Source organism: Kitasatospora sp. NBC_00374, from assembly GCF_041434935.1.
In the GTDB taxonomy this organism is placed as follows: Bacteria; Actinomycetota; Actinomycetes; order Streptomycetales; family Streptomycetaceae; genus Kitasatospora.
In genome coordinates this window covers 7,690,272-7,710,530 of the sequence record NZ_CP107964.1, presented here as the reverse complement: position 1 = coordinate 7,710,530, position 20,259 = coordinate 7,690,272, and the positions used below count along the sequence as shown (strand labels likewise).

Here is a 20,259-nt window from a genome sequence, read left to right as displayed (position 1 = left end):
CGCCCTTACATCCGGAAGACGCCGTAGCCGCGCGCGCCCTCGACCGGGGCGCTGTGCACGGCGGAGAGGCAGATGCCCAGTACGGTGCGGGTGTCGCGGGGGTCGATGACGCCGTCGTCGTACAGCCGCCCGGACAGGAACGCCGGCAGCGACTCGGCCTCGATCTGCTGCTCGACCATGGCGCGGATCGCCGCGTCCGCGTCCTCGTCGTACGGCTGCCCCTTGGCTGCCGCCGACTGCCGGGCCACGATCGACAGCACGCCGGCCAGCTGCTGCGGCCCCATCACGGCCGACTTGGCGCTCGGCCAGGCGAACAGGAAGCGCGGGTCGTAGGCCCGGCCGCACATGCCGTAGTGGCCGGCGCCGTAGGAGGCGCCCATCAGCACCGAGATGTGCGGGACCCGGCTGTTGGCCACCGCGTTGATCATCATCGCGCCGTGCTTGATGATGCCGCCCTGCTCGTACGCCTGGCCGACCATGTAACCGGTGGTGTTGTGCAGGAACAGCAGCGGAATGTCGCGCTGGTTGGCGAGCTGGATGAACTGTGCGGCCTTCTGCGACTCGGCGCTGAACAGCACGCCCTGGGCGTTGGCCAGGATGCCGACCGGGTAGCCGTGCAGGGTCGCCCAGCCGGTGGCCAGGCTGGTGCCGTAGAGCGGCTTGAACTCGTCGAAGTCGGAGCCGTCCACGATCCGGGCGATCACCTCCCGAGGGTCGAACGGGACCTTGAGATCGCCGGGGACGATGCCCAGCAGCTCGTCCTCGTCGTACTTCGGCGGTTCGACGAGCCCGGCGGGCGCGGGGCCGGACTTGGTCCAGTTCAGCCGGCGGACCACCCGGCGGGCGAGCCTGCAGGCGTCCGGCTCGTCCAGCGCGAAGTGGTCGGCCAGGCCGGAGGTGCGGGCGTGCATCTCGGCGCCGCCGAGCGACTCGTCGTCCGACTCCTCGCCGGTGGCCATCTTGACCAGCGGCGGGCCGCCGAGGAAGACCTTGGCGCGCTCCTTGACCAGGATGGTGTGGTCGGACATGCCCGGAACGTACGCGCCGCCGGCGGTGGAGTTGCCGAACACCACCGCGACGGTCGGGATGCCGGCCGCCGAGAGCCGGGTCAGGTCGCGGAAGAGCGCCCCGCCCGGGATGAAGATCTCCTTCTGGCTCGGCAGGTCCGCGCCGCCGGACTCCACCAGGTTGACCAGCGGGAGCCGGTTGCGCAGCGCGATGTCGTTGGCGCGCAGGGCCTTGCGCAGGGTCCACGGGTTGCTGGCGCCGCCGCGCACGGTGGCGTCGTTGGCGGTGATCACGCACTCGGTGCCCTCGATCACCCCGATGCCGGCCACCATCCCCGCACCGACCGGGTACTCGCTGCCCCAGGCGGCGAGCGGGGAGAGTTCGAGGAACGGCGAGTCCGGGTCGACCAGCAGCTCGATCCGCTCGCGTGGCAGCAGCTTGCCCCGACTGCGGTGGCGCTCGACGTACTTGGGGCCGCCACCGGCGAGCGCCTTGGCGTGCTCGGCGTCGAGGTCGGCCAGCTTGGCGAGCATCGCGTCGCGGTTGGCGCGGTGGTCGGGGGCCGCCGGGTCGAGGCGGCTGGGCAGCACGGTCACAGCAGGGCCTCCGGGATGTCGAGACGGCGGGCCCGCAGCCACTCCCCCAGGGCCTTGGCCTGTGGGTCGAAGCGGGCCTGGGCGGCAACTCCCTCGCCGAGCAGTCCCTCGACGGTGAAGTTGACGGCGCGCAGGTTGGGCAGCAGGTGCCGGGTGACGGTCAAGTCGGCTGTTTCGGGCAGTAGTTCGCGGAGCAGCTCGGTGGTCAGGGTGTGCGCCAGCCAGCGCCAGCCCTCCTCGCTGCGGGCCCAGACGCCGAGGTTGGCATCGCCGCCCTTGTCGCCGCTGCGGGCGCCGGCCACCAGGCCGAGCGGGGCCCGGCGGGTGCGGCCGGGCGCGAGCGGCTCCGGCAGCGGCGGCTCGGGCAGGGGCTCCAACTCCCGTACGGCCGGGGGCGGGGGCACCGCGATCCGGAGGCCGTCGGGGGTCACCGCCGTGTGCTCGACGCTCTTCGCGTCCAGGAAGGCGGGCTCGAAGACACCGTACGGGCTGCCCGGCCCGGGCAGGGCGGCGAGGTGGAAGCCCGGGTAGCTGGCGAGCCCGAGTTCGACGGCGGCGGCGCCGACGGCCCGGCCGACCTTCTCGGCGTCCCGGTCGCGGACGGTGAGGTGCAGCAGCGCGGCTGCGGCCTGCTCGGTGTCCGCGTCCGGGTGGTCGGTCCTGGCCAGGGTCCAGCGCAGCTCGGCCGGCGGGTCCGTGAGCGCGTCCGTCAACTGCCGCTGGACGAGCGCCGACTTGGCCTCGATGTCCAGCCCGGTGAGGACGAACACCACCTCGTTGCGCCAGCCGCCGAGCCGGCTGAGACCGACCTTGACGGTGGGGGGCGGCGCCTCGCCGCGCACCCCGTCGATCCGCACCCGGTCCGGGCCGTCCTGGGTCAGCCGCACGGTGTCCAGCCGGGCCGTCACGTCCGGACCTGCGTAGCGGGCTCCGCCGGTCTCGTACAGCAGCTGGGCGGTGACGGTCTCCGTGGTGACGGCGCCGCCGGTACCCGGGTGCTTGGTGATCACGCTGCTGCCGTCGGCGCTCAACTCGGCGATCGGAAAGCCCGGGTGAGCGATGTCGTGCTCGGCGAAGAACGCGTAGTTGCCGCCGGTCGCCTGCGCCCCGCACTCCAGCACGTGCCCGGCGACCACCGCCCCCGCCAGCGCGTCCAGGTCCTGCGGCCCCCAATCGAAGTGGGCGATGGCCGGGCCCACCACCAGCGCCGCGTCGGTGACCCGGCCGGTCACGACGACGTCGGCGCCGCCGCGCAGGCACTCGGCGATGCCCTGCGCGCCGAGATAGGCGTTGGCGGCAAGCAGCCCGGAGCGCCCGAACTCGGCCGCCCGGGGCAGCAGATCGTCGCCGACCACCTGGCCCACCCGCAGCGGGATGCCCTGCTGCGCTGCCAACTCGGCGAGCTCCTTGGCGAGTTGTGGCGGATTGAGGCCGCCGGCGTTCACCACGATGCGGACGCCGCGCTCGACCGCGATGCCCAGGCACTCGGCCATCTGCCGCAGGAAGGTCTTGGCGTAGCCGAGTTCGGGGTTGCGGAGTCTGTCCTTGGCCAGGATCAGCATCGTGAGCTCGGCCAGGTAGTCGCCGGTCAGGACGTCGAGCGGCCCCTCGGTGAGCATCTCCCGGAACGCGCTGAACCTGTCGCCGTAGAACCCTGACGCATTGCCGATCCTCAGCACCGCAAGCCTCCTTGCCGCCGATGTCGTGAGCAGCCTGGCAGTGGGCGGGAGATAAATCAAGCATGCATGCTTGTTTTTGGCGGGCCACCACGGGCGGGGCAGTCACCTGCTGTGACCGGAACTCATGGTTGGCCACTGGAAGTGGTAGCCGGCCACGCCTGGGACCGGCTACGACGGGTCACCCTCTGGGCCATGACGCCGCCGTGGGAAGCTGGTTGCGACCGTTGGAGCTGGGCACCCGTCCCTGCGAATGTCGGCCTCGCGGAGAGGCCAACCAGCCGGAAGCCACCGGCTCACCCGAGTTGCGGCCCCATGACGCGGTTCGTCGGTGGCGTGCCATAGGGTCCGCTCATGATCGCGCGTCCCACTGGGCAGGCGGAGGGGCCGCACGACGCCGCCTTCCTGCCACGCCAGCAGATGATCCTCACCGCCGCCGAGCAGCCGATCGCCGAGCCGGTGGCGAAGTTCGGTGGCCAGCCCGTCTGGCTGTCCGAACCGGCCTGGCCGGTGGACCCCACCTCCGGTGAGCCACTGGTGTTCATCGGGCAGTTCCCCATCCCGGGTCCCGAGCTCCGGCTGGCCTACCTGTTCCTCCACGAGGAAGGCGTCATCATGGGAGGCGTCCACCCGGAGGCCGGCGACGCCGTACTGCTGGTCCAGCCGGATGGTCGCATCCCGCACTTCGCGGTCATCGGGCCACCCGGAACACGCGGGCGGACTCTGTGGCGCTGGGGGCCCGACGACACCGAGATCCCCGTCGAATGGCGCGTCGACCTGCAGCCGGTACCGCCCGAGATCGACCGCTCGATCGACGAGATGGCGGCATACCAGCGGGGCATGCGCGGCGACGGTCCCGATGTCGAGCTCCCCGGCGGGGAGGATCTGCACGACTACCTCGGCGGCACCGCCTGCTACCCCAACGACGAAGCGCGAGTCGACTCCCCCTGGCGGTTTCTCTTCAAGATCAGTGACGCCGGCGAAGGCGAGGACGATCCGTACTTCCTCAACTTCGGATACGGCTACGGCTTCGCCTTCGTCAGCCCTGACCACCGCGAAGGCCGCTTCTTCTGGGAGTGCTCATAAGGTGGCAGCCCAGACTGTCCGCATGTCTGCCCCATCAGAGCTCCCGGGACGGCCGGCTCGCGGCGTGGACTGCCCCGTCGCCGGCCGATGCCTTCGAAGCAGCCGGGAAACCCACGCGACCGCCGTCGGCCTGTGATGCGAGACTCGGCCCCATGAAGCCCAATGATCCCAAAGGCGATCTGCACCGCTACCTCAAGGCGGCCCGCGAAGCCGTCGTCTGGAAGCTGGACGGACTGTCCGATTACGACAGCCGCCGCCCCCTGACGCCGACCGGCACCAACCTCCTCGGCCTCGTCAAGCACCTCGCCAGCGTCGAACTCGGGTACTTCGGCCCGACCTTCGGCCGCCCACACAACGAATCCCTCCCCTGGCACGAGGAGGAGGCCGAGCCCAACTCGGACATGTGGGCACGCGCCGACGAGTCGCGCGAGGACATCCTCGGCCTCTACCACCGCGCCTGGGCACACGCGGACGCGACGATCGAGGAGCTGCCGCTCGATGCGATGGGCCACGTCGCGTGGTGGGGCGAGAACGGCGACGTGACGCTTCAGCGGATCATGCTGCACATGACTGCCGAGACGAACCGTCACGCCGGCCACGCCGACATCGTCCGCGAGCTGATCGACGGCAGAACCGGCATGCGGGAGACCAACAGCAACATGGACGGCGGCGACGAGGCCTGGTACCGGGAGTACTGGACCAGGCTGGAGGCGTCCGCCAAGGAGGCCCAGGCCAAGTACGACAAGACCCCGGACGGCTACTGAGACTGTCGGCGGTTCCGGCTCGGCCGGGCCGGTTCCGGGTAGGGTCCGGGCATGACGAGTGACCCGGCCGACGGTGGCTTCGTCGTCGTGACGACCACGCACGACGAGGAACCGAAGGCCCGCGCCCTGGCCGGCGCCGTGGTCCGCGCGCGGCTGGCGGCCTGCGCCCAGCTCTACCCGGTCCGGTCGGTCTACCGGTGGGACGGCGAGGTGCAGGGCGCCGCCGAGTGGCGCATCGACTTCAAGACCCGCGCCGAACTCTTCGACCGGCTGGCCGCGTTCATCGGTGAGCAGCACGACTACGACACTCCCGAGATCCTCGCCGTTCCCGTCACCACCGGCTCCGCCGCCTACCTGGCCTGGGTGGAGCGCGAGACCATGGGCTGAGGTCGGCGGCGGCGCGGAGATCCGGTGGCGGGCCGCCCTTCGGCGGGGCACCCAGCGACCAGGGTGGGGACGCCACCATGGCCTCGGCCAGTCCGGGGGCGGTCTTGACCTCAAGTGCGGTTCACCTTCTACGGTCGTAGCCGACCCGCCTCCCCACCCCGAACGGAGCACCGCAGCCATGATCTTCACCCCCGAGGAGCTCGACTACCTGGCCGGCCAGCGGCTCGGCCGGCTGGCCACCGTCGGGCCGGACGGCTCACCGCAGGTCAGGCCGGTCGGCTTCCGGCTGAACGAGGACGGCACCGTCGACATCGGCGGGCCGGGGATGACGGCCAGCCAGAAGTACCGCAACGTGGTCCGCGTCCCGCAGGTCTCGTTCCTGGTGGACGACATGACACCGGCCGACGACCCGGACGCGCCGGCGCCCGGCTGGGGGCGCGGGGTGGAGATCCGCGGGCGCGTGGAGCTGCTGACGGTGGAGGTGCCGCCGGTGGCGCCGGGATTCTTCTCGCACGAGATCATCCGGGTCCACCCGGAGCGGATCATCAGCTGGAACCTGGCCGAGAAGGGCAGCACCGCGCATAACGTCGGCCGGTGAGGCGGGCCGGGCATCGGCGCGCAGCGTTCAGACCGCCGGCGGGTCGACCAGCCGGGTGCCGTCCATCAGCATCCCGGCGCGTTTGACCGTCCGGAGCACGGGCACCACCTCGACCTGCTGGACGGCCTTCAGTCCCCCGATCCGCTCGGTGAGATAGCTGTAGAGCGCGTCGGTGTCGCGGCAGACGACCACCGCCAGCAGGTTGGCCGAGCCGGTGATGGCCGCCGCGAACGGCACCTCGGGGTGGCTCGCGAACGCGGCACCGGTGGCCGCCAGTTCCGCCGGTGGCACCGAGACCAGCAGCGCGGCCTCGGCGTGGTAGCCGAGCAGGACGGGGGCGATCTCCACGTCGAAGTAGATCGCACCGCTGTCCCGGAGCTGCTCCAGCCGGCGGCGGACGGCGGATTCCGACAGTCCGGTGGCACGGGCCAGTTCGGGGTAGCCGGCGCGGCCGTCCCGGCCCAGCACGGTGAGCATGGCGAGCGCCGCGTCGTCCAGTTCGACCCGCAGGCCGGGGCCGAACACCCAGGGCCGCTCCAGGTCCTGGACCTGACGATCCGTCAGGATGTCCAGCCCCGCCCAGCGGCCCGGGCCGCCGATGAAGGTGCGCAGGATGCTGTGCGCGGAGATGCCGGTGACCCGCCGGGTGCCGGGCAGTTTCTGCAGCAGCAGGGCGTCCCGGTCGCCCCGGTTGCGAGCCTTGCTGACGCAGTGGATCTCGGTGCCGCCGGAGTTGAGCGTCACCCAGGCGATGTCCCGCCGCCGGGCCAGCCCGTCGGCGACCTGGACCGCGGCGTCCGGGGTGCACTGCACCCGCAGCCAGGACTCGTACAGGCCCACCCGGTGGCCCACCGGCAGGCCGACCACCCGCAGCAGCCCGGTGGTGCGCAGCCGCCGGTAGCGCCGGATCACCGTCTGGTCGGATACCTCCAGGACCTCGGCCAGTCGGCTGAACGGGGCCCGGCCGTCCATCATCAGCGCCTGGACGAGGGCCTTGTCCAGGCCGTCCAGCTCCTCCACCTCATGCATGGTTTCCATCATTCCACGGCATGCCTGTGTCGGATTCCGCCGTGAAGTCCGGCCTGGTTCGGCCGATCCGCGACCCACCTGCCAGGTTCTGCGGTGTGAGACCGGGCGGCGGACGCCCGGCCGCGAGTACGAGGAGAACCCGATGCGCAAATGGCTGCCGCTGATCGCGGTCTGCCTGGGAGCGTTCATGCTGCTGGTGGACGTCACCATCGTGACGGTCGCGCTCCCCGACATGGCCACCAGCCTGCACACCACCTTCGCCGACCTGCAGTGGGTGATGGACGGCTACGCGCTGGCCCTGGCCGCACTGCTGCTCGGCGCCGGCTCGCTCGCCGACCTGATCGGACGGCGCCGGGTGTACGTCGCCGGGCTGGTCATGTTCGCGGTCGCCTCGCTGGCCTGCGGACTGGCGTCGGGCCCCGGGCAGCTGATCGCCTTCCGGGCCCTGCAGGGGGTGGGCGGCGCCGCGATGTTCGCCACCACGATGGCCCTGCTCAGCCACGCCTACCAGGGCCGTGACCGGGGTGTCGCGTTCGGTGTCTGGGGTGCGGTCAACGGCGCCGCCGCGGCGGCCGGTCCGATCGTCGGCGGTCTGCTCACCGAGCACCTGGACTGGCGGTGGATCTTCTGGGTCAATCTGCCGGTGAGCGTGGTCGCCGTGGCCGTGACCCTGCGGGTGGTCAAGGAGTCCCGCAACCCGCAGGCGGCCGGGGTCGACCTGCCCGGGACCGCGACCTTCACGCTGGCCGCCGGGTCCGTCACGTACGCGCTGATCAAGGCCGGGGACAACGGCTGGGGCTCCACCACCACGCTCGGCCTGCTCGCGTTCGGCGCGCTCGCGCTGCTGGCCTTCGTGCTGATCGAGGCCCGCAGCAGCCGGCCGATGCTGGACCTGCGGCTCTTCCGCAGCCCGTCCTTCGTCGGGATCATGATCGGCGGGCTGCTGCTCTCCGCCTCGGCCTTCGCCTACCTGGTCTACGCCTCGCTGTGGTTGCAGTCGGTGCGCGGCATGGGCCCCGTGACGGCCGGCCTCGCCCTGCTGCCGATGAGCGTCCTGGCGTTCCTGACGGCCGGTATCGGCGGGCGCAGACTGCACGGCGTCCCGCCGCGGCTGACCATCGGCGGCGGCCTGCTGCTGATCGGCGTCGGCGCGCTGCTCCAGGCCGTCATCGACGCCGACTCCGGCTGGAGCGTGCTGGCCGCCGGTCTCGCCGTCAGCGGCATCGGGGTCGGCCTCGCCACCCCGGCGATGGCCGCGGCCGCGATGGCCGCCGTCCCGCCCGCCCGGGCCGGCATGGCCGGCGGGGCGCTCAACACCGCCCGTCAGCTCGGCCACGCGCTCGGCATCGCCCTGCTGGGCGCGGTCTTCCAGGCGGGCCTGGCCCGCTCGCTGGAGGGCGGCAGCGGCGTCGACGACCCGCACGGCATGGCGCAGGCGCTCAGCGGCGGGCAGGCCGGAGCGGTCGTCGCCCGGGCGGCGGACGGTTCGCGCCCGGCGGTCGAGCACCTCGTCCACGGTGCCTTCGCCGACGGCCTGCGGGACACCTTCCTGGTGTCGGCGGCGTTCGGGCTGGCGGGCGGCGTGCTGGTGCTGCTGATGCTGCGCCGCCCGGCCGTCCCGGCGGCCAACGCGCCCGTCCCGGCCGGCGGCACGGCGGGCGACCCGGCCGTGGCCCCGCGCTGACCCCGCCCGCACCGGGCCGCCCCGCCGTACACCAGGCGGGCGGCCCGGTGCGGTGGCGAGAATGGAGTGATGTCCCGCCGCGGCTGGAGGCCCCATGGCGAGCGAAGACGACCCCCGCCGCCGGCTGCCCCCGGCGGCCTCCCCCCGCTGGGGGAAGCTGGTCGTCTGCGCCTACCTGCTGATCGCGCTCGCCCTGCTCGGCGACATCCTGACCGCGCCCGACGTCACCTTCTCCCCCCTGCTCGCCGCCGTGCCCGTGCTCGCCGGCACCGGCACCCGACGGGCCTGGGTCCCGCTGGTCGCGGGCTTCGCGGCACTGGCCGGGGTCGCCGTGCTGGCCCTGCTGAACAACCAGGTGGACTCCGTGGTGCACGCGACCTCCGCGGCGGCGGTCGCGGCGGTCACGGTCTCCAGCGCCGCCTCGGTCGCCCTGGTGGCCGACCGGGAGCGGCGGCTGGCCCGGCTGCGCTCGGTGGCCGAGGCCGCCCAGCAGGCGCTGCTGCGCCCGGTCGAGCCCCGGGTCGGCGGGCTGGAGGTCGCCGTGCGGTACGCGCCCGCCATGGCCGAGGCCCGGATCGGCGGCGACCTCTACGCGGTGGTGGACTCCCCGTTCGGGGTGCGGGTGCTGCTGGGCGACGTCCGGGGCAAGGGGCTCGGCGCGGTCGAGACCGCGGCGGACGTCATGGGGGTCTTCCGGGAGGCCGCCGTCTTCGAGTCCGACCTGTCGGCCGTCGCGGGCCGGCTCGACGCGGTGGTCGCCCGGCGGCCCGGCGACGAGGAGTTCGTGACCGCCGTCCTGGTGTCCGTCCCCGCGGACGGCTCACCGGCCGGGCTGGTCAACTGCGGCCACCCACCGCCCCTGCTGCGCACCGGCCACCTGGTCAGTGAGGTCGACCCGCCCGCCTGGTCGCCGCCGCTGGCGCTGCTGGGGCTGACCGGCGGGCGCTACCCCGTCCAGCGGCTCCCGCTGGACCCGGGCGACGTGCTGCTGCTGTACACGGACGGCGTGTCCGAGGCCCGCGACGCGTCCGGGCGCTTCTACCCCGTGGCCGAGCGGCTCTCGGCGATGCCTCCCGCGGAGAGCCCCGAACCGCTGCTCGACCGGCTGCTCGGCGACGTGCGCGCGTACACCGTGAACGGGCTCACGGACGACGCGGCGATGCTCGCCCTGACCCGCGCGGGCTGACCCACGGTGGCTGGCCGGCGGTGGCTGGCCGGCGGGGCCGGGGCGTGGCCGTCAGCGGCGGAGCGTGGCCCGCGCGGACGCCGTCGACCCGGCCAGCGCTCCGGACGGCACCGGCCGGGCGGCCTGAGCCGCAGCCGCCGTCCTGGCCCGGGCGACCCGCAGGGCCCGGTGGTCCAGCACCCGGCTGAGGACGTACCAGAGGACCACGGCGTAGGCCCAGCCGGCGAGGATGTCCACGATGAAGTGCTCGGCGCCGTAGACCAGGGTGAACGCCATCGCGAGCGGATAGGCGGCCAGCACCACCCGGGTCAGGCGGCCCGCGCCCCGCCAGAAGAAGAGCGCCAGCAGCATCGGGTACGCGGCGTGCAGCGAGGGCATCGCCGCGACGTCGTTGGCGAACTGACTGCCGTTCTCGAAGACCGACCCGGCCCGGGGCAGACCGCTCTGGTTGAGGACGTCCCCGACGATCCGGGTGACCGCGGGCATGTGCCCCTCCTGGGCCGTCAGCCACGGCGGGTCGGCGGGGTAGAGCACATACGTGGCGAAGCCCACGAAGGTGACCGCGAGATAGAGCGCGAGCAGCCGGCGGAAACCCCGGTACCTGCGCTTCCAGAGCACCGCGAGGACCAGAAAGACCGCGAAGAAGTGCGACATGTAGACGGTCACGACCAGGTAGTCGTACCAGTGCGCGCTGCCGGGCGTGTAGAGCCAGTGCTGGAGGCGGACGGTCCAGGTCTCCCCGCCGCCGAGGAGTGCGTCGATGCCCAACTGCGGTTCGTAGCGGGCCGGCCAGGGCGTGTGCGCGCCGTAGCCGCGCAGCAGGGAGTAGACCCAGACCACCGCCATCACCGGTACCCAGTCCCGCAGGACCAGCAGCCAGCCGTAGCGGCCACCGCTGTGCACCGACGCGGCCACCAGGGCCGCGATCAGCCAGCAGAACACCACGTCGTTGGCGTAGGGCAGGCCGTAGGTCCACAGGTACCAGGCGAAAGCGAGCGCGAACAGCGGCCAGGCCAGCAGGCGCGGGCGGAGGAACCGCCGCCCCATCCGGTCGGCTCTGCCCGGCCCGCCCTGCGACGGCTCGTTCCGGGTACCCGAATGTGCAGGTCGGAGCAGGTCGGTCATGGCGCCCGAAGCTAGCACCGCATTCTTGGAGGAACCTTTGGAAACCTCGCGCCATGCCCAGGAAACAATCAGAAGACGAACGGACGACGGCCGGGCGCCGGAGGCGGTCGCCCCCGCCCGGGCCGAGGTCCCGGCCGGGCGCCCACTCTCCTGCCGCTGCTGTTCCACCATGGGACCTGCGCTCGGGGGACGGACTCCTCCCTCCGAGGCTAGCCCCGGCGCGGCGGGCATGCCGCGCCGGGACGGCCGGTCGCCCCGGGCGATCCCGCCGGGCGGTCCACCGATCACGGTGTCACTCGGACGAGTGAGGCCGCTCAGGACGAGTGAGACCGCCCGGAAGGACGAGTCGGCCCGGGTGCCGGCCCGGGGGTCGGCACGTTCTCGGACGGACTCGACCTCAGACGGACTCGACCGCCTCAGCCCGGATGCACCGGTCTGATCTCCGTGTGATCGCTTCGGCGTCCTGTGGTCGATCGCCTGCCCCGAGGCTGCTACTGGGTGTGGCCTTCGAGCTGGTGGATCAGGGTCTTGAGCGTCGCGATCTCGTCGTGCAGGGCCTTCTTGCCCGCTTTGGTGAGCTGGATCCAGGTGCGGGCTCGTTTGCCCTCGTAGCCCTTGTCGATCGTGACCAGACCCGCCTTCTCCAGGACCCCGAGGTGCTGGGAGAGATTGCCGGCGGTGAGACCCAGCGTGGTGCGGAGGAACGTGAACTCCACCCGCTGGGCTTCCTTGGCCACCGCGAGGATGCCCAGGCGGACACGTTGGTGCACGACGTCGTCGAGGCTGCTGGTGGGGTGTTCGGTCATGCGGCCGACCGCCCCTGGACCCGTTGCAGCAGGGCGAGGCCGACGCCGCCGAGCAGCAGCACACCTCCCTCGAACAGGATGTACGGGAAGCCCCCCCACGGCGATGGGTCGGGAAGGTCGCCGGCACTGAGCATGATGCCAAGGTACCCGCAGGTGATGGCGAGGAGCGGCCAGCTGCGCTCGATCCGGGCGAGCAGCAGCAGCGCCAGGCCGATCGTGCCGGCCGGGCTCACCACCGTGTTGAAGAACAGGGCGACGGGCGACGGCCCGTGGAGATCGGCGAGGAACCCCGGGTGCATCGCCTGCCACGCCACGCAGGCGGTGATGAGGACGACCAGGACGATCCCCAGCGCCAGGTACGGTCCGACCCGGGTACCCAGGCCGAGCCGGTCGGAACGGCGCAGGTAGAACCAGCCGATCGCGGCGTAGGCGAGCACCAGCGCCACCGGCCAGTACCACATCGCCGGCGGCAGGTCGCCGGCGATGTGGTCGCCCTGGCCGTAGCGGACCACCGGCGCCGCGCCGAACCGCACGGCGGCGAAGACGAGGAGGGGGAACCAGGCGCCGCGCTGCTCACGACGGACGTGGTGGACCAGCGCCCGCCTCATTGCCAGAAGGTTCTGGGGGTCGCTCGGAGACGGGACAGGGGGAGTCGTCATGGCAACTAGGTTTGCATGACAAACTAATTGTGTCTAGAGATCTATTTGCGATGTGCTCATCGAGGACGAGCGGCGCTCCCCGACCGACCCCGCCCGCCGACCCGTCGGGGCCGGCTCGCCACCCGCTGCGCCGTCCCGCGGCAGCCCTGCCGTTGACCCGGGTGAACGCCTCTCCTCCTGAATTGCGGCCGATGGATCCGGGCTCAGACGGACTCGATCCGCTCGACGATCAGCTCGCACAGTTCGTGGGTGCGCAGCGCGTCCTGCGCGGAGAGGGTCTTCCCGGCGCGGACGGCGTCCAGGAAGGTGGTGACGATCTGCTCGATACCGCGCTGACGCGCGACCGACACCCAGTCCCCGCGCCGGCGGATGCTGGGCTGGCCCTTGTGGTCGATCACCTCGGACAGGTTGACCACCACGCGCTTGGCGTCGCCGCCGGAGACCTCCAGTACCTCCTCGGTGGAGCCGCTGACCCGGTTCATGATCCCGAGCGCGGTGAAGCCGTCACCCGCCAGCGTGAGCACGAGGTGCTCCAGCAGCCCGCCCCGGATGCGCGAGCGGACGTCCACGTGCTCGATCTCGCCGGGAACCAGGAAGCGCAGGGTGTCAACGACGTGGATGAAGTCGTCGAAGACCACGCTGCGGGCGGCCTCCGGCAGGCCTTCGCGATGCTTCTGCAGCACGATCAGGTCACGCGGGCGCTCGGCCGCGAGCAGGTAGCCGGGGGCATGCCGGCGGTTGAAGCCCACCAGCAGCGAGCGCCCGGAGCGGTCGGCCAGGTCGACCAGGCGCCGGGCCCCGTCCAGGTGGTAGTCGAGCGGCTTGTCCACGTACACGTCGACCCCGGCGGTGAGCAGCTGCTCGACGATCGGGACGTGCTGGTCGGTGGCGGCGTGCACGAAAGCCGCCCGGATACCGCTGTCGATCAGCTCGCCGAGGTCCGTGTACCGGTGCGGCAGCCGGTAGGTGTCGCCGATCCGGTCGAGCTTGGCGCGGTCCCGGGTCATCAGCCGCAGGTCGAGCCCCGGCTGGGCGGCGAGCACCGGCAGGTAGGCCTTCTGGGCGATGTCGCCGAGGCCGACCACACCGACCGGGATGGCCGCGCTGTCGGGGTCGAGGTGGTGGTCGCTCATCGGGGCGCTCCTGCTGAGGGTGGGGTGGTGGCGGCCGGGACCGGTCAGCAGGCCCGACCACCCGGCAGCATATGCCAGACGTGCCGCTGATCAGTCAGGATGCGCCAGGATGCGCCGACTTGGCGGACCACGCCCGGGAACTCCCGGAAGCCCGCACAATGGTGGGATGACGACTGCGCGTTGGAACGGCGAGATCCTGGCGGTCAGCGACCGCGCCGTCCTGGTGGAGGGCAACCACTACTTCCCGCCCGAGGCCGTCCGGACGGAGTTCCTGGACGCGTCCGCCACCACCACCCACTGCTCCTGGAAGGGCGCGGCCTCGTACTACACCCTCCGGGTGGCCGGCGCCGAGAACCCGGACGCCGCCTGGTACTACCCCGACCCGAAGCCGGAGGCCGCCCACCTGGCCGGGCTGGTCGCCTTCTGGCGCGGCGTCGAGGTCGTCACCGACTGACCCGGGCGCGGGGGTCGGCGGGTCGGTTGGCCGGCGGGCCGGCGGGCGTTCAGCTGTCGGCCAGGCCCGCCGCGGCCTCGGTCAGGGCGGCCAGCACCGGCCGGATCAGCGGATGCTCCTGGGCACCGCTGCGCACGGCCGCGAACACCCTGCGGGTGGCCAGCGCACTGTCCACCGGGCGGACCGCCACCCGCGACAGGTCCGTGCCGCGCAGCGCCGAACGCGGCACCAGCGCCACCCCGGCCCCCGCCGAGGCGAGCGCCACCACCGCCCGGAAGTCGTCCGAGGAGTGCACCAGCCGGGGCTGGAACCCGGCGTACTCACAGGCGAGCAGCACCACGTCGTGGCAGGGGTTGCCCGGGTACGGGCCGATCCACGGCTCGGCGGACAGCTCGGCGACGGCGACCGGCCCGGGGCCGTCCGCCAGCGGGTGCCCCAGCGGCAGCACCGCCTCGAACGGCTCCGCGTACAGCGGCACCCTGGTCAACCGCAGGTCGTCCGCCCGCGGGGCACCCCGGTACTCGACAGCCACCGCGATGTCGGCCCCGCCGTCGAGCAGCATCGGCAGGCTGGCGTCGCCCTCCGCGTCCAGCACCTTCAGCCGCACCCCGGGCGCCGACCCCGCCAGCACCGCGATCGCCGGCGCGAGGACCAGCGCGATCCCGGTCGCGAACGCCGCCACCGTCACCTCCCCGGCCGCCCCGTCCCGGTACGCCGCCAGATCCGCCTCGGCCCGCTCCAGCTGCGCCAGCACCGCGTCCGCGTGGGTCAGCAGGATCTCCCCGGCGGCAGTCAGCCGCACCCCCCGGCCGTCGCGCGCGAGCAGGTCGTGCCCGGTCTCCAGCTCCAGCGCGGCCAGCTGCTGCGAGACGGCGGAAGGGGTCAGGAAGAGCGCGGCCGCGGCGGCCGTCACGGTCCGGTGGTCGGCCACGGCCCGCAGGGTCCGCAGCCGTCGTGCGTCGATCACCCGGCCATTGTGCCAGCGTGCGGGGGCGCTACGGCGCGGGCGGCGGCAGCAGGCAGGGGGTGATCACCCGAAGCAGCAGGCGGTCCTCGCCTCCCGCAGTCGACGAGACGCTCAGGAAGTAGTCGCTCGGGTGCTCGGCGTCGAGGATCGTGTCCGGCCGGCCGCCGAGCGTCTCGCGGTAGTTCTTGATCGTAAGCCCCTCCTTCGTCAGCATGTCGCGGACCTTCCGGACAGCCTCAGGGTGCTGGGCCAGCGGCACCGTGCTGTGCACGGAGTACATCAGGACGTAGCGGTCGTCCCGAGCGGTCTCACCGTTCCTCCCCGTGCACGGCGTGAACAGCGGCCGGACGGTGGCCGGGTCGATCCGAATTCCCGCACCCTCCGCCATGTGCTCGGTCATCTGCTGCGCCCACGCCTGGGCGTCGGACTTGTCCTTGACGGGCAGCGGATCGTCCTTGCCTGTTCCGGTGGTGGACATACACGCTCCAAGGGTGAGGGTGAGGGCACCGGCAAGAAGGAGCACGCGCAGGCTCCTCCGGGTGCTCCTCGGACTACGGTTCGACCGGGTCACGATGAGCTTCCTAGTGATGGCTGGTCTCCGGCATCAACGCGGAATCTCCGGGATAAGCTTCGGCTCCTTGCCAGCGATGATCTTGCCCTGGCTGCCGAGACTGTCGCTCCCGGCCGTCCAGTAGCCACCGTGACCGCTGGTGTCGATGGCCAGTCGCTGCGCACCGAACTGGCGCGACTGCGGCTCGGTCCCGAAGACCGTGCCCGCGACCGCTTGGATCCCGTCGTCGCGAGCGGTTCCGACCCAGACATGGCCAGGGTCCACATTGAGATCGGCTGCATTGTCGACACCCATGCCGGGGCTGGCGAGGCTGACGATCTCGTCCGCATGCAGGCCCCCGCCGTCACGGGCCGCAGCGCCGACGGCGTAGGTGCCGTAGCTGTGGCCGATCACCGTGAGATGACCGGGAGGGTTGCCGCTCTGCGCCACCCTCACGCCCCCGGTGAAGCGGCGCATGGGCTCGGCGGCCTCGTCCCCCCGCGTGGAGGTTGCCACACTGCCGTTGTCCCACTCGGGGGTGTCGTAGCCGAGCCAGGAGATCACGGCGACGTTCTCACCGGATCGAGCCTCCCCCTCCGCGGCTCCCTGCAGGCGTTTGATGTGGTCGATCTGCCCAGGTACGCCCGCCAGTACGGTGTTGGTGCCCGGGACGAAGACGGCGGTGTGGCGGGAGTTGTCCGGGTTGCCCGTGGAGACGATGGCGCGGCCGTCGCCCTCGGGGTCGATGCCGAGGAGGAAGAGTCTGTGGGCCTCGTCGTTGCCGTCGGTCTCGTCGAGCTTGAGTTTGATGGTTTTCAGCGCGGCCTGGCGTTCGTTGTACGCGTCGTCGGTGATCCCGAAGTCCCTGGGGTTGCCCTGCTGAAGGGCGTCGAGTCGCTGGTCGAGCACCAGGCGGTTGGCCTCGTCGCGGACGGTGGAGGGCAGGCCGTCCAGCCGGCCGATCTCCGCCGGGTGCAGGGCGAGGTGGCTGCGCTGCTGGTCGGGGGTGAGGGACTTCCACCAGTCGGCCGATCGGCCGGGGTCCTTGCCGTCGGGGATGGACGGGTCGACCAGGCCGAGGCCTTTGAGGACGGCGGCGGTGTCGGTGGCGGTCTCGGCGGTGGCGCCGAACGGGCGGGGGCCGGTCAGGATGTCCGCGTCGAGTTGTGCGAGGGCGCTGCGGCCCTGGTCGCTGGCTTCCCGGGCGGCCCGGAGTGCGGCGTTGATCCGTTCCTGGAGCTCGCCCGCACGGCCGGCGAGTTCGCGGCGCGGTCCGGCGGCGTCGGGGTCGTGCTGTTCGGCCGGGTCGGCGGGCGGGAGACCGACGCTGCCGTCGGCGGAGACCCGCAGGCCCCACTCCCCCGCGCGGTGCACGGCGTTGAGGAGGTTGGTCTGCGCCTGCTGCATCCGGTCGGCGACGGTGTCCAGGGTGAGCGCCGCCGCCTCGGCCTCCACCTTGACGATGTCCAGCTCCTGCTCGGTGCGCTCCATGGCCAGGAAGGCCGCCTCGGCGTCGCGCCCCTGCCAGCTGTGCCGCAGCGGGCCGTTGACCTTGGTGCGGTGGCGGCCGCCGGCGTCCTCGACGGCGTGGGCCAGCCCGCGCCAGGTGCTGGAGGCCTCCCGCACGGCGTTCGGGTCGAAGGCCACCAGCAGCTCGTAGGGATTGCTCACCGGCGTACCGGTGCCTTCCAGGCGTCGGCGATCTCGCGGTCGTTGAGTTCGTGGTTGTGGGCCGTGGTCTCCAGGTTGGCCGCGGTGTCGTCGAGCCGTCGGCGGAGCGCCGCGAGCGGGGCGGCCCAGCCGTCGGCGAGTTGGTGCAGCCCCTGGGCGAGTGACCAGCCGGCCAGGCGGCCCGCTGCGGCGGTGCTGCCGCCGATGGTGCTGTCCACCGGCGCGGCGAGTTCCTGCCCGAGTGTCCGGGCCGCCGCTGCCGAGGCCCTCAACTCCGCTGGTGCGACCTTGATTTCGCTCATCCTCTGCCCCCTTCTGCCGACGTCGTTCCGTGCACCAACCTACACAGTCCGCGACGGAGCGTGTCCGGCCGGACACGATCGTGGCAATTCCGTACCGGGGTGCTGACGGAACGGCCGACGGACGGCGCGGGCGGGTGCCCGGCCGTCCGTCGGAAGGGGGTTGGGGTGCTCAGGCCTCCAGGGCGGCCCGGGCGTCGATGAAGGCGGCGACGGCGCGCTCGACGTCCTCGGTCGAGTGGGCGGCCGAGAGCTGGACCCGGATCCGGGCCGCGCCGTGCGGGACGACCGGGTAGGAGAAGCCGATCACGTAGACGCCGCGCTCCAGCAGGAGTTCGGCGAGGCGGCCGGCCTTGGCGGCGTCACCGATCATGACCGGGGCGATGGCGTGCTCGCCGGGGAGGATCTCGAAGCCGGCCTCGGTCATCCGGCGGCGGAACAGCTCGGTGTTGGCGGCCAGCCGCTCGCGCAGGTCGCCGGACTTCTCCAGCAGGTCGAGCACGGTGAGCGAGGCGGCCGCGATCACCGGGGCGAGCGAGTTGGAGAACAGGTACGGGCGGGAGCGCTGGCGCAGCAGGGCGACGATCTCGCGGCGGGCGGCGACGTAGCCGCCGGAGGCGCCGCCGAGGGCCTTGCCGAGGGTGCCGGTGATGATGTCGACGCGGTCCATCACGCCGTGCAGTTCGGGGGTGCCGCGCCCGTTCGCGCCGACGAAGCCGACGGCGTGCGAGTCGTCGACCATCACCATGGCGTCGTAGCGGTCGGCGAGGTCGCAGATCTCGCGCAGCGGGGCGATGTAGCCGTCCATCGAGAAGACGCCGTCGGTGACGATGAGTCGGCGGCGGGCGTCCTGGGTGTCCTTGAGCTGCTGCTCCAGGTCGGCGAGGTCGCGGTTGGCGTACCGGTGGCGGCGGGCCTTGCAGAGGCGGATGCCGTCGATGATGCTCGCGTGGTTGAGCGCGTCGGAGATCACGGCGTCGCGCTCGTCGAGGAGGGTCTCGAAGACGCCGCCGTTGGCGTCGAAGCAGGAGGAGTAGAGGATCGTGTCCTCCTGGCCGAGGAAGCCGGAGAGTCGCTCCTCCAGCTGCTTGTGGACGTCCTGGGTGCCGCAGATGAAGCGGACCGAGGCCATGCCGTAGCCCCAGCGGTCGAGGGCGTCCTTGGCGGCGGCGACCACGGCGGGGTGGTCGGCGAGGCCGAGGTAGTTGTTGGCGCAGAAGTTGAGGACCTCTTCGGAGCGGCCGGAGACGGAGACGGCGGCGCTCTGCGGGCTGCCGATCACGCGCTCGGGCTTGAACAGGCCGGCCTCGCGGATCTCGTCGAGGGTGGTGGCGAGGTCGTCGCGGACGTTGTCGAACACAGTGGCTCCTAGCTGCGGGTCAGAGGGTCGGACGGTCCGGTCTCAGGCGGTCCAGTCAAGGATGACCTTGCCGCAGTTGCCGCCGGCGGCCTCGTCGAAGGCGGCTGCGAAGTCGGCGGCGGGGTAGCGTCCGGTGATCACCGGGCTGAGGTCGAGGCCGCCCTCCAGCAGGACGGACATGGCGTACCAGGTCTCGAACATCTCGCGGCCGTAGATGCCCTTGATGGTGATCATCGAGGTGACGATCCGGGCCCAGTCGACGGGGAACTCGTCGGCGGGCAGGCCGAGCATGGCGATCTTGCCGCCGTGGGTCATGTTGGCGATCATCGACTGCATCGCCTCGGGGCGGCCGGACATCTCCAGGCCGACGTCGAAGCCCTCGCGCAGGCCGAGCTTCTGCTGGCCCTCCTCGATGGTGTGCTCGGCGACGTTCAGCGCCAGCGTGACGCCGACCTCGCGGGCCAGGTCGAGGCGGTACGGGGAGACGTCGGTGATCATGACGTTGCGCGCGCCGGCGTGCTTGGCGACGGCGGCGGCCATGATGCCGATCGGGCCGGCGCCGGTGACCAGGACGTCCTCGCCGACCAGCGGGAAGGAGAGCGCGGTGTGCACGGCGTTGCCGAACGGGTCGAAGATCGCGGCGACGTCCAGGTCGACCGGCACCCGGTGCACCCAGACGTTGGAGGCGGGCAGGGCCACGTACTCGGCGAAGGCGCCGTTGCGGTTGACGCCCAGGCCGACGGTGTTGCGGCACAGGTGACGGCGGCCGGCCAGGCAGTTGCGGCACTTGCCGCAGACCAGGTGGCCCTCGCCGGAGACCAGGTCGCCGACGGTGATGTCGGCGACGGCCGCGCCGATCGCGGCGACCTCGCCGACGAACTCGTGGCCGAGCACGAGCGGGGTCCTGATGGTGTTCTGCGCCCAGCCGTCCCACTTGCGGATGTGCAGGTCGGTGCCGCAGATGCCGGTGCGCAGCACCTTGATCAGCACGTCGCCGGGGCCGATCTCGGGCTCGGGGACGTCCATCAGCCAGAGCCCGGGCTCGGCCTTCTGCTTGACGAGTGCCTTCACGGGGTAGCTCCTGACGCACGCGGGGACGGGCCTGGTGGACCGGCCGAGACCGCCCGATCCGTGGCGCGCGCGAGGGAGCGCAGCCGACCGGGCATCGGTAATCTGCCTGGTCGGAGGGGGTCCGGTCCATCGAGGAATTCTTAACGGCGG

Annotated in this window: 20 protein-coding genes; 7 read left to right on the top strand and 13 right to left on the bottom strand. The window is 72.3% G+C overall.

The genetic code is table 11. The annotated features are described in order from the left end of the window. Positions 1–5: 5 nt before the first annotated feature. Positions 6–1,604, bottom strand: a complete 1,599-nt coding sequence (locus OG871_RS33555) for an acyl-CoA carboxylase subunit beta (RefSeq protein WP_371501970.1) — start codon at positions 1,602–1,604, stop codon at positions 6–8. Further along, on the bottom strand, positions 1,601–3,283 hold the full coding sequence (locus OG871_RS33550; protein WP_371501968.1) for an acyclic terpene utilization AtuA family protein: 1,683 nt from the start codon (positions 3,281–3,283) through the stop codon (positions 1,601–1,603). The genes OG871_RS33555 and OG871_RS33550 overlap by 4 nt, the downstream gene beginning before the upstream one ends. A 351-nt stretch (positions 3,284–3,634) precedes the next feature. On the opposite strand from OG871_RS33550, the gene OG871_RS33545 reads away from it, so the two are divergent. The 4 genes from OG871_RS33545 to OG871_RS33530 all read left to right on the top strand — a co-directional run bounded on the left by OG871_RS33545 (position 3,635) and on the right by OG871_RS33530 (position 6,115). Beyond that, positions 3,635–4,366 (top strand): hypothetical protein, encoded by a 732-nt coding sequence (locus tag OG871_RS33545; RefSeq protein WP_371501966.1) that lies wholly within the window; start codon positions 3,635–3,637, stop codon positions 4,364–4,366. Positions 4,367–4,518: 152 nt separating this feature from the next. Further along, entirely contained in the window at positions 4,519–5,130 is a 612-nt protein-coding gene (locus OG871_RS33540) for a DinB family protein (protein WP_371501965.1), read from the top strand. Positions 5,131–5,181: 51 nt separating this feature from the next. After that, complete coding sequence (gene cutA / locus OG871_RS33535) at positions 5,182–5,517, top strand: divalent-cation tolerance protein CutA (protein WP_371501963.1); 336 nt, start codon at positions 5,182–5,184, stop codon at positions 5,515–5,517. Between the two features lie 178 nt (positions 5,518–5,695). After that, the gene (locus OG871_RS33530) at positions 5,696–6,115 is read left to right on the top strand and encodes a PPOX class F420-dependent oxidoreductase (protein WP_371501961.1); all 420 of its coding nucleotides are present in this window, start codon (positions 5,696–5,698) and stop codon (positions 6,113–6,115) included. Positions 6,116–6,142: 27 nt separating this feature from the next. Here the strand turns inward: OG871_RS33530 and OG871_RS33525 are convergent, their stop codons facing one another. Further along, positions 6,143–7,144 (bottom strand): Lrp/AsnC family transcriptional regulator, encoded by a 1,002-nt coding sequence (locus OG871_RS33525; RefSeq protein WP_371501959.1) that lies wholly within the window; start codon positions 7,142–7,144, stop codon positions 6,143–6,145. Between the two features lie 142 nt (positions 7,145–7,286). On the opposite strand from OG871_RS33525, the gene OG871_RS33520 reads away from it, so the two are divergent. Further along, a complete protein-coding gene (locus OG871_RS33520; RefSeq protein ID WP_371501958.1) occupies positions 7,287–8,828 on the top strand; it encodes an MFS transporter in 1,542 nt (513 codons plus the stop codon). A gap of 94 nt (positions 8,829–8,922) precedes the next feature. After that, positions 8,923–10,014, top strand: a complete 1,092-nt coding sequence (locus OG871_RS33515; RefSeq protein ID WP_371501957.1) for a PP2C family protein-serine/threonine phosphatase — start codon at positions 8,923–8,925, stop codon at positions 10,012–10,014. A gap of 51 nt (positions 10,015–10,065) precedes the next feature. Here OG871_RS33515 and OG871_RS33510 read toward each other — a convergent pair whose 3' ends face one another. The 4 genes from OG871_RS33510 to OG871_RS33495 form a co-directional block, all read right to left on the bottom strand. Then, on the bottom strand, positions 10,066–11,061 hold the full coding sequence (locus OG871_RS33510; RefSeq protein ID WP_371501956.1) for a phosphatase PAP2 family protein: 996 nt from the start codon (positions 11,059–11,061) through the stop codon (positions 10,066–10,068). Positions 11,062–11,630: 569 nt separating this feature from the next. Next, the gene (locus OG871_RS33505; RefSeq protein WP_371501955.1) at positions 11,631–11,945 is read right to left on the bottom strand and encodes a transcriptional regulator; all 315 of its coding nucleotides are present in this window, start codon (positions 11,943–11,945) and stop codon (positions 11,631–11,633) included. Continuing rightward, the gene (locus tag OG871_RS33500; RefSeq protein WP_371501954.1) at positions 11,942–12,553 is read right to left on the bottom strand and encodes a hypothetical protein; all 612 of its coding nucleotides are present in this window, start codon (positions 12,551–12,553) and stop codon (positions 11,942–11,944) included. Before OG871_RS33500 ends, OG871_RS33505 begins: the two co-directional genes overlap by 4 nt. A 254-nt stretch (positions 12,554–12,807) precedes the next feature. Continuing rightward, complete coding sequence (locus tag OG871_RS33495) at positions 12,808–13,701, bottom strand: Gfo/Idh/MocA family protein (protein WP_371503493.1); 894 nt, start codon at positions 13,699–13,701, stop codon at positions 12,808–12,810. 202 nt (positions 13,702–13,903) lie between these two features. Here OG871_RS33495 and OG871_RS33490 point away from each other — a divergent pair, with 202 nt between their 5' ends. After that, positions 13,904–14,191 carry a DUF427 domain-containing protein gene (locus tag OG871_RS33490; RefSeq protein WP_371501952.1) on the top strand — a complete coding sequence of 96 codons (288 nt, stop codon included), beginning with the start codon at positions 13,904–13,906 and terminating at the stop codon, positions 14,189–14,191. A 49-nt stretch (positions 14,192–14,240) separates the two neighbouring features. Here the strand turns inward: OG871_RS33490 and OG871_RS33485 are convergent, their stop codons facing one another. The 6 genes from OG871_RS33485 to tdh all read right to left on the bottom strand — a co-directional run bounded on the left by OG871_RS33485 (position 14,241) and on the right by tdh (position 20,109). Next, entirely contained in the window at positions 14,241–15,158 is a 918-nt protein-coding gene (locus tag OG871_RS33485; protein ID WP_371501951.1) for a LysR family transcriptional regulator, read from the bottom strand. Positions 15,159–15,186: 28 nt separating this feature from the next. Then, positions 15,187–15,681 carry a hypothetical protein gene (locus OG871_RS33480; RefSeq protein WP_371501950.1) on the bottom strand — a complete coding sequence of 165 codons (495 nt, stop codon included), beginning with the start codon at positions 15,679–15,681 and terminating at the stop codon, positions 15,187–15,189. A gap of 81 nt (positions 15,682–15,762) precedes the next feature. Then, positions 15,763–17,379: an alpha/beta hydrolase gene (locus OG871_RS33475; RefSeq protein WP_371501948.1), complete on the bottom strand. Its 1,617-nt coding sequence runs from the start codon at positions 17,377–17,379 to the stop codon at positions 15,763–15,765. Further along, complete coding sequence (locus tag OG871_RS33470) at positions 17,376–17,681, bottom strand: hypothetical protein (protein ID WP_371501947.1); 306 nt, start codon at positions 17,679–17,681, stop codon at positions 17,376–17,378. The genes OG871_RS33475 and OG871_RS33470 overlap by 4 nt, the downstream gene beginning before the upstream one ends. Positions 17,682–17,850: 169 nt before the next feature. Continuing rightward, the gene (locus OG871_RS33465) at positions 17,851–19,038 is read right to left on the bottom strand and encodes a glycine C-acetyltransferase (protein ID WP_371501946.1); all 1,188 of its coding nucleotides are present in this window, start codon (positions 19,036–19,038) and stop codon (positions 17,851–17,853) included. A 42-nt stretch (positions 19,039–19,080) separates the two neighbouring features. Further along, positions 19,081–20,109, bottom strand: a complete 1,029-nt coding sequence (gene tdh / locus OG871_RS33460; protein WP_371501944.1) for an L-threonine 3-dehydrogenase — start codon at positions 20,107–20,109, stop codon at positions 19,081–19,083. Between the last annotated feature and the right edge of the window lie 150 nt (positions 20,110–20,259).